This is a genomic window from Rhodopseudomonas sp. BR0C11, from assembly GCF_010820945.1.
Classification (GTDB): Bacteria; Pseudomonadota; Alphaproteobacteria; order Rhizobiales; family Xanthobacteraceae; genus Rhodopseudomonas; species Rhodopseudomonas palustris_H.
Map to the genome: position 1 here is coordinate 1 of NZ_QTKI01000196.1, position 8,594 is coordinate 8,594.

Below are 8,594 nucleotides of genomic sequence, written 5' to 3' on the forward strand. Positions count from 1 at the left end.
ATAAGGCGCTGGTGCAGGCCGCCGAATACTCGGCGGTGCCGCTGTCACTGGCGGCGATGTCGACCACGGCGGGCTTCCTGTCGTTCCTGCCGACCTCCTACAAGGGCATCTCCGAACTCGGTGAGATCGCCGGCGCCGGCATGGCGATCGCGTTCTTCACCAGCATCACCGTGCTGCCGGGGCTACTGAAGCTGCTGAACCCGGCGGGCGAGAAGGAGCCGCTCGGCTACGCCTTCCTGGCGCCGGTCGATCACTTCCTGGAGAAGCACCGCATCGGCATCATCGTCGGCACGATCGGCGTCGCGCTGGCCGGCCTGCCGCTGCTGTACTTCATGCATTTCGACTTCAACCCGATCAATCTGCGCAGCCCGAAGGTCGAGTCGATCGCGACGTTCCTCGACCTGCGCAAGGATCCGAATACCGGCGCCAACGCCGTCAACGTGATGGCACCGTCCGAGCAGGCGGCCCGCGAGATCGAAGCCAAGCTCTCGAAGCTGCCGGAAGTGTCACGCACCATCTCGCTCGACACTTTCGTGCCGCCGGACCAGCCGGAGAAGCTGAAGCTGATCCAGGCCGGTGCCAAGGTGCTGGAGCCCGCGCTCAATCCCGAACAGGTCGATCCGCCGCCGTCCGATCAGGACAACATCGCGTCGCTGAAGAGCTCGGCAGAAGCGCTGCGCCGCGCTGCCGGCGAGACTACCGGACCTGGCGCCGACGCCTCGCGCCGGCTCGCTGCCGCGCTGACCAAGCTTGCGGGCGCCGATCAGGCGCTGCGCGAGAAGGCGCAGGATGTGTTCGTGCGGCCGCTGCTGCTCGACTTCGAGCTGCTGCGCAACATGCTGAAAGCGCAGCCGGTGACGCTCGACAACCTGCCGGCGGACATCGTGTCGTCATGGAAGACCAAGGACGGTCAGATCCGCGTCGAGGTGCTGCCGAGCGGCGATCCCAACGACAACGACACGCTGCGCAAATTCGCCGCCGCCGTGCTGCAGGCCGAGCCGCTGGCGACCGGCGGTCCAGTGTCGATCCTGAAGTCGGGCGATACCATCGTCGCCTCGTTCATCCAGGCCGGTCTGTGGGCGCTGCTGTCGATCTCGATCCTGCTGTGGATCACGCTGCGCCGGATTACCGACGTCGCGCTCACCTTGGTACCGTTGCTGGTGGCCGGTGCGGTGACGCTGGAGATCTGCGTGCTGATCGATCTGCCGCTGAACTTCGCCAACATCGTTGCCTTGCCGCTGCTGCTCGGCGTCGGCGTCGCGTTCAAGATCTACTACGTGACCGCCTGGCGTTCCGGCCGCACCAACCTGCTGCAGTCGGCGCTGACCCGGGCGATCTTCTTCAGCGCCCTGACCACCGCCACCGCGTTCGGCAGCCTGTGGCTGTCCAGCCATCCGGGAACGGCCAGCATGGGCAAGCTGCTGGCGCTGTCGCTGCTGACCACCCTCGGCGCCGTGCTGCTGTTCCAGCCGGCCCTGATGGGCAAGCCGCGGCACATCGACGAGTCCGGCGATACCGATCTGTGAGTCGCGCCGGCGGGGGCGTCGGCGCGTGCCGGTGCCCCCGCCGCGGGTTTGGCCGGGGGCGGGTTTTCTCCCCGGCGCCGTGTTCCAGAGCATGAACCGCCGCTGAGACCGGTAAGCAAGGCGCGATTGCCGCAGGTGGCGTCACAGGGCTGGCGTCACCCCCCGCGATCGGACTATACCCACGTCCGGGGGTAGGGGTCGTACGCCATGCGGGAGTCGCCGTGAAATCGGCATGTCACCCGCGCATCACAACTCTGAAAAGAAAGCTCGAGTGCGACGCACCGCCAGCCTTTTGTGTTGACGGCGGGTCCAACAAGCGACGTAAGTATCCCATGCACCAGCCGAATTTAGATCTCGCCGAGATGTTCGCGGCGCGCGAAGCGCAGCGCAGTTCGATGCACGCCCGGCATCTCAACGAGCAGCTCGTCCGCGTCCTCAAAACCATCGGCTACGACGTCGGCTTCCAGAAGGGCACCGGTCAGTACCTCTACGACCGCGATGGCTCGCGCTATCTCGACCTGCTCAGCGGCTTTGGCGTATTCGCGCTCGGCCGCAACCATCCGGTGGTGCGCAAGGCGCTGCAGAGCGTGCTCGACGCCGACCTGCCCAATCTGGTGCAGCTCGATGTCTCGACGCTGGCCGGCATCCTGGCGGAGCGGCTGCTCGAGCATGTGCCGTATCTCGACAAGGTGTTCTTCGCCAATTCCGGCGCCGAGAGCGTCGAGGCCGCGATCAAGTTCGCGCGCGGCGCGACGGGGCGTAACGGCATCGTCAATTGCGACCACAGCTACCACGGCCTGACCTATGGCGCGCTGTCGCTGACTGACGACCAGAATTTCCAGGGCGGCTTCGGGCCGCTGCTGCCGGGCGTCACCACCATCCCGTTCAACGATCTCGAAGCGCTGGAGAAGGTGCTGTCGACCCGCGAGGTCGCCGCTTTCATCGTCGAGCCGATCCAGGGCAAGGGCGTCAACATGCCCACCGACGAGTTCCTGCCGGGCGCAGCGGCGCTGTGCAAACGCTACGGCACGCTGTTCGTCGCCGACGAGATCCAGACCGGCATGGGCCGCACCGGCCGCTTCCTCGCCGTCGAGCACTGGAACGTCGAACCCGACATGGTGCTGCTGTCGAAGGCGCTGTCGGGTGGCCACGTGCCGGTCGGCGCGGTGCTGACGCGCAAGTCGATCTTCGACAAGATCTTCAACCGCATGGACCGCGCCGTGGTGCACGGCTCGACCTTCGCCAAGAACGATCTGGCGATGGCCGCCGGCATTGCGACGCTCGAAGTTCTCAAAGCCGAGAAGCTGGTCGAGGCCGCCGCCAAGCGCGGCGCCGAACTGCGGCTGGCGCTGACGCGGATGGTTCCTGGCTACGAGCTGCTCAAGGAAGTGCGCGGCAAGGGCCTGATGATCGGCGTCGAATTCGGCCCGCCGCAATCGCTGCGGCTGAAGGCGTCGTGGACGATGCTGGAAACCGCCAACAAGGGCCTGTTCGTCCAGCTGATCACCGTGCCGCTGTTCAAGGATCACAAGATCCTCACCCAGGTCGCGGGCCACGGCCTGCACACCATCAAGCTGCTGCCGCCTCTGACGATCACCGAAGACGACTGCGCCTGGATCGAACGCGCCTTCGACGACACCATCGCCGCAAGCCACAAGGTGCCGGGCGCGATCTGGTCGCTCGGCAAGACCCTGGTCGACAACGCGGTGCGCAAGTCGGCGTAAGGCCGCAATACGATTAGTTCGAACAGGCTTCCGAAGCGCGTCGAGTTCCGATACAGCTTCAAGCTGTGAGTGAAGCCGCTTTCCACCCCGAGGACAAAGCCCGGTCGTCTATAGACCGGCGGCTCGTGGCGTGTGGGTGGCTGGTTCAGTCGCGCGAGGACATGAACCTTGGGGCCGGGCCCGGCGTGGCGGTCCGCGAATTTCAGACCGCATCTGGACCCGTCGACTACGCGTTGTTCGTTGGCCGACGGCTATGCGGCGTGATCGAAGCCAAGGCCGGCGGGACCACGCTGTCCGGGTTCGCCGAGCAAGCCGAGCGCTACATCTCCGACCTACCGCGGCATCTGATCCGCGAAGAAGGTCAAGCCCGGTTCGAATACGTGGCGTCGGCCACCGAGACGCTGTTTCGCGATCATGCCGACCCGTCGCCGGCCTCCCGCCGGGTGTTCACCTTTCATCGTCCGGAGACGCTGGAGCGGTGGCTGAGCGAGCCGGCGACGCTGCGCGGCCGGATCCAGTCGCTGCCGGCGGTGGTGCCGGATGGCCTGCGCGCCTGCCAGGTCGGCGCCGTCGCCGGCCTCGAAAAGTCGATGGCCGAAAATCAGCCGCGCGCCCTGGTGCAGATGGCGACCGGCGCCGGCAAGACCTTCACCGCCTGCACGCTGAGCTACCGGCTGCTGGCGCACGCCGGCTTCAAGCGCATCCTGTTCCTCGCCGACCGCGCCAACCTCGTCCGGCAGACCCGCGACGAGTATCTGGCCTACCGCCCGCCGGGGACGGGCCGGTCGTTCTCCGAAATCTACAACGTCCAGAAGCTCGGCCCGGCCGGCCTCGACAAGGACGCGCAGATCGTCGTCGCGACCATCCAGCGGGTCTATTCGGTGCTCACCGGCAAGGAGCTATCCGAGGAGGACGAGGAGGGATCGGCGTTCGAGGCCCCACGCGCCGACACCGAGCGCCTGGTCGCCTACAATCCCGCCATCCCGATCGAGACCTTCGATCTCGTCATCACCGACGAATGTCACCGCTCGATCTACGGCACCTGGCGCCAGGTGCTGGACTATTTCGACGCCTTCATCGTCGGACTGACGGCGACGCCGTCGCCGCACACGATGGGCTTCTTCCAACGCAATCTGGTCGCGCAATATCCCTACGAACGTTCGGTGGTGGACGGCGTCAACGTCGGCTTCGAGATCTTCCGGATCAGGACCGAGATCGGCGAGCGCGGCTCGACCGTGAAGGCCGGCTACGATCTGCCGGTGCGCGACAAGCGCACCCGCGCTGAGCGTTACGAAACGTTGTCCGAGGATTTCTCCTACACCCCCGACCAGATCGACCGTTCCGTGCTGGTGCCGAACCAGATTCGCACCGTGCTGGAGACCTACCGCGACACGCTGTTCACCGAGCTGTTTCCTGGCCGCAGCGAGGTGCCGAAGACGTTGATCTTCGCCAAGGACGACCATCACGCCGAGGAAATCACGCTGATCGTCCGCGAGGTGTTCGGCAAGGGCAACGACTTCGCCAAGAAGATCACCTACAACAGCGGCGCCGATCCTGAAGAACTGATCCGGCGCTTCCGCAACGACTACAATCCCCGCATCGCCGTCACCGTCGACATGATCGCCACCGGCACCGATGTGAAGCCGCTGGAGGTGCTGATCTTCCTGCGCGACGTGCGCTCCGAGCTGTATTTCGAACAGATGAAAGGGCGCGGCGCCCGCACCATCTCGCCCGAGAAGCTGCGCGAGGTGACCCCCGACGCCGAAGCCAAGACCCGGTTCGTGCTGATCGACGCCGTCGGCGTCTCCGAAAGCCTCAAGACGGTGTCGCAGCCGCTGGAGCGCGACCGCAAGATCGGCTTCGACAGGCTGATCGACGAGATCGCGGCGGGACGGCGCGACGACGACGCCTTCGCCACGCTGGCGGCGCGCCTGGCGGCGCTCGACCGCCGCATCGGCGACAAGGACCGCGCCGCCATCGTCAAAGCGTCCGGCGGGGTTGACCTGGCTGGCCTCGCCTCCCGGCTGCTGGACGCCATCGATCCGGACGTGCTCGCCACCCGTGTGCCGGCCGACGCGCCCGCGCCGGAGCAGACCAAGGCGAAGGACGCCGCCAAGGAACACGCCGCAGCCCTGTTCGACGACCCCGCGCTGCGGCGGCTGTTGAAGGAGGTTAAGGCCGCCGCCGACATTCGGATCGACACCATCTCCACCGACGCCGTCGTGTCGTCGGGCTGGGACGCCGGCAAGGCGGCCGACACCATCGACCGGTTCAAGCGCTTCCTCGACGAGCGCCGGGACGAGCTGGTCGCCCTGCAAATTCTCTATCGCCAGCCCTACGCGCAGCGCCGGCTGACCTACGATGCCGTCGACGATCTTCGCGAGGCGCTGAGGCGTCCGCCCTGGCTGCTGGAGCCGGTCGACATCTGGCGCGCCTACAAGCGCCTGTCCGCCGAGAAGGTGAGGGGCAACCCGGCCGGCACGCTGGCCGATATCGTCATGCTGGTGCGCTACGCGATTGGCGAAGCGCAGTCGCTGGAATCGTTGCCGGCCGTGATCGCCGGCCGGTTCAATCTCTGGCTCGGCCGCGAAGAGAAGGCGGGCCGGACCTACACCGACGAGCAGCGGTCGTGGCTGATGGCCATCCGCGACCATATCGGCGTCAATGTCGAGATCCGGCCGGAGGATATGATGGACGCGCCGGAGTTTTCCGGGCGCGGCGGCATCGTCAAAGCCCGCACGCTGTTCGGCGCGCGGCTGCCGGGTCTGCTGGACGAATTGACCGACGCTTTGGTGGCGTGATATCCATCAATGGTAGATACCAATTTGGAGGGCAGATCATGCCCAATCGTGCGGGGAGACCCAAGGCCATGTCGCCGGCCACGCCCGGCGAACCGGCGACCGCCAAGCTGTTCATGCACGGCCGCAGCCAGGCGGTGCGCCTGCCGAAGGCGTTCCGCTTCGAAGGCTCGGAGGTGCGCGTCTCGCGGCAGGGCGACAAGGTCATCCTCGAGCCGCTGAAGCGGAAGCCGTTCGACGCCGAGGCGCTCTGGGCCAAGCTCGACGCGCTCAGCGCGCGCGATTTTCCGGACCTGACGGACGACGATTTGCGCCCGGATCTCGACGACAAGCCGTCATTCGATTGACGGCGCAATGTTGTTTCTCGATACCAATGTGGTCGTCGATCTGCTGCGCAAGCGAACGCCGCGGCTGCGCGACAGTTTCGCTGCCGCATGCGCCGCCAGTCGCCCGCTTGCGATCTCCACCGTCGTGCTGTTCGAACTCCGCTTCGGCGCGCTCAACAGCCAACGGCCGGAAGCGAACATGCGCGCCCTCGACGCCTTTCTGGCGGATACCGGCATGATCGTCGTCGCCTTCGACGAAGCCGCAGCCGCGGAGGCCGCGGACATTCGCGCCGCCCTCAGCCGTGTCGGCGCACTGATCGGCCCCTACGACATCCTCATTGCTGCGCAGGCGCGCGCCCGTAGCGCGATCCTCGTCACTGCCAACCGGCGAGAGTTCGAGCGCGTGCCCGGGCTGATGGTGACCGATTGGGCGGCGTGATGGGCTGAGCATGCGCTGATCGCGCACGCGGGCCCGACCTGTTGGATGGGTTGAACTGGTGGTGGCGTAATGGACTGTCGCGTGGCGTTGGCGGACGAATTCGCTTCAATCGACGAAGAGAGGCCGCTCCCAACCGGCTGGTGCTGGGCAAGCTTGTATGAATTGGCCGGACCAGAGGGCTTGATGGTCGACGGGGATTGGGTCGAGTCCAAGGATCAAGACCCGTCGGGTGCGGTTCGTCTCATCCAGCTCGCCGACATCGGCGATGGTGATTTTCTCGATCGCTCTTCTCGTTTCCTAACGAAACAAACCGCTGCACGGCTCCGATGCACGTATCTGCTCCCAGGCGATCTTCTGATCGCTCGAATGGCCGCCCCTTTGGGGCGAACGTGTCTATTCCCGAGGCTATCTCAACCGTCCGTCACCGTCGTCGATGTGTGTATCTGGCGAGGAAATGACGAGTTTGTGGACCGCAAATGGCTGATGCACACGTTGAATTCACTTCAGTCGCGAAGACGGATTCTCCGAGATGCTAGCGGTACAACGCGGCAACGTGTTTCTGGGGGAAAGCTGAAGTCGGTTAGAATGCCGGTCCCACCGTTTGCCGAGCAAAAACGGATCGCTGCGAGGGTCGATGAACTTTTCGCCGAGATCGCCGAGGGCGAGGCGGCGTTGGCGGCGGCGCGCGACGGGCTGGACACCTTCCGCCGCGCCCTGCTGAAGGACGCCGTCACTGGCGAGTTGACGAAGGATTGGCGTGCGGCGCATTCGGGGTTGGAGACCGGACGCGATCTTCTCGCACGCATTGCCCAAGGGCCAGCAGTCGGCTCCCGATCAAAAGGCAACGGACGGCGAAGTGCTGGTCAATCTCCTGAGATCGCGCTTCCGGAGCTGCCAAGTAGCTGGGACTGGGCCAAGATTGATGACATTCTAGTTCGTATCGAAGCAGGATTGAACGTTAGTGCGGAGGGACGGCCGCCGGCGGACGGTGAAACAGGTATCGTAAAGATAAGTGCTGTCACCTGGGGCGAGTTCGACGAAAGTGCCAGCAAGGTACTTCCGCGAACTGCTTCAGTTGATCCAAACCATCTGATCCAAGTCGGCGATTTCTTGTTTTCACGCGCAAATACTTTGGAGCTTGTGGGCGCACCTGTGATCGTCAAGTCTATCTCCAAGCGATTGGTTCTGAGTGACAAGGTTTTGCGCTTTCGGCTCAGTCCGGGCATGGATCGGTGGCTCGAAATTGTTCTCAAATCTGCATTGGGAAGGAAGCAGATCGAAAATCGAGCTACGGGTGCGCAGCTCTCGATGCGTAATATCTCCCAGGACAGTATCCGAGCGATCTCGGTTCCGATTCCGCCTATGGAGGAAATGGCCGAAATCCTCCGCCGTGTTTCTGAAGCAACTTCCGCCGCCTCCGACACGCTAACCGTGCTCGATGCCGAGGCCGCGGACGCGGCTCGGCTGAAACAGTCAATCCTCAAAGCCGCCTTCGAGGGACGGCTCGTCCCGCAAGATTCGACCGAAGAACCCGCCGCCGCGCTGCTTGAGCGGCTTGCCACCACCGCTCCGGCGCCGGCTCGTGCCAAACGAGGCCGCGGCGCGAGGTCTCACGCATGAACGCCCAATCCCTCGTTGCCAAGGTTTGGAACTTCGCGCATGTGCTGCGCGATCAGGGCGTGTCCTACCAGGCTTACATCAGCCAGATTTCCTACCTGCTGTTTCTCAAGATGGACGAGGAGCGGGTCGAGCAGATCGGCGAAGCATCGAAGCTGCCCGCC

Annotated in this window: 7 protein-coding genes; all 7 read left to right on the forward strand. The window is 65.0% G+C overall.

The window, feature by feature from the left end:
* A partial coding sequence (locus DYI24_RS15535; protein ID WP_164572933.1) for an MMPL family transporter occupies positions 1 to 1,526 on the forward strand: 1,526 nt, incomplete at its 5' end.
* 332 nt (positions 1,527 to 1,858) lie between these two features.
* Positions 1,859 to 3,250: an aminobacteriohopanetriol synthase HpnO gene (gene hpnO, locus DYI24_RS15540; RefSeq protein ID WP_107345476.1), complete on the forward strand. Its 1,392-nt coding sequence runs from the start codon at positions 1,859 to 1,861 to the stop codon at positions 3,248 to 3,250.
* 161 nt (positions 3,251 to 3,411) lie between these two features.
* On the forward strand, positions 3,412 to 6,051 hold the full coding sequence (locus DYI24_RS15545; protein ID WP_246701273.1) for a type I restriction endonuclease subunit R: 2,640 nt from the start codon (positions 3,412 to 3,414) through the stop codon (positions 6,049 to 6,051).
* Positions 6,052 to 6,119: 68 nt separating this feature from the next.
* Complete coding sequence (locus DYI24_RS15550) at positions 6,120 to 6,395, forward strand: antitoxin (RefSeq protein ID WP_246701274.1); 276 nt, start codon at positions 6,120 to 6,122, stop codon at positions 6,393 to 6,395.
* Between the two features lie 7 nt (positions 6,396 to 6,402).
* Positions 6,403 to 6,813 carry a PIN domain-containing protein gene (locus DYI24_RS15555; RefSeq protein ID WP_164572936.1) on the forward strand — a complete coding sequence of 137 codons (411 nt, stop codon included), beginning with the start codon at positions 6,403 to 6,405 and terminating at the stop codon, positions 6,811 to 6,813.
* 81 nt (positions 6,814 to 6,894) lie between these two features.
* Complete coding sequence (locus DYI24_RS15560) at positions 6,895 to 8,433, forward strand: restriction endonuclease subunit S (protein ID WP_164572937.1); 1,539 nt, start codon at positions 6,895 to 6,897, stop codon at positions 8,431 to 8,433.
* Positions 8,430 to 8,594, forward strand: a 165-nt coding sequence (locus tag DYI24_RS28335; protein ID WP_246701276.1) for a type I restriction-modification system subunit M N-terminal domain-containing protein, incomplete at its 3' end; no start/stop codon positions are given. The genes DYI24_RS15560 and DYI24_RS28335, both read left to right, overlap by 4 nt.

Coding starts and splice junctions, on each gene's coding strand:
- DYI24_RS15550 (WP_246701274.1), top strand. CDS start 6,120: ATGTCGCCGGCCACGCCCGGCGAACCGGCGACCGCCAAGCTGTTCATG.
- hpnO (WP_107345476.1), top strand. CDS start 1,859: ATGCACCAGCCGAATTTAGATCTCGCCGAGATGTTCGCGGCGCGCGAA.
- DYI24_RS15555 (WP_164572936.1), top strand. CDS start 6,403: ATGTTGTTTCTCGATACCAATGTGGTCGTCGATCTGCTGCGCAAGCGA.
- DYI24_RS15545 (WP_246701273.1), top strand. CDS start 3,412: ATGAACCTTGGGGCCGGGCCCGGCGTGGCGGTCCGCGAATTTCAGACC.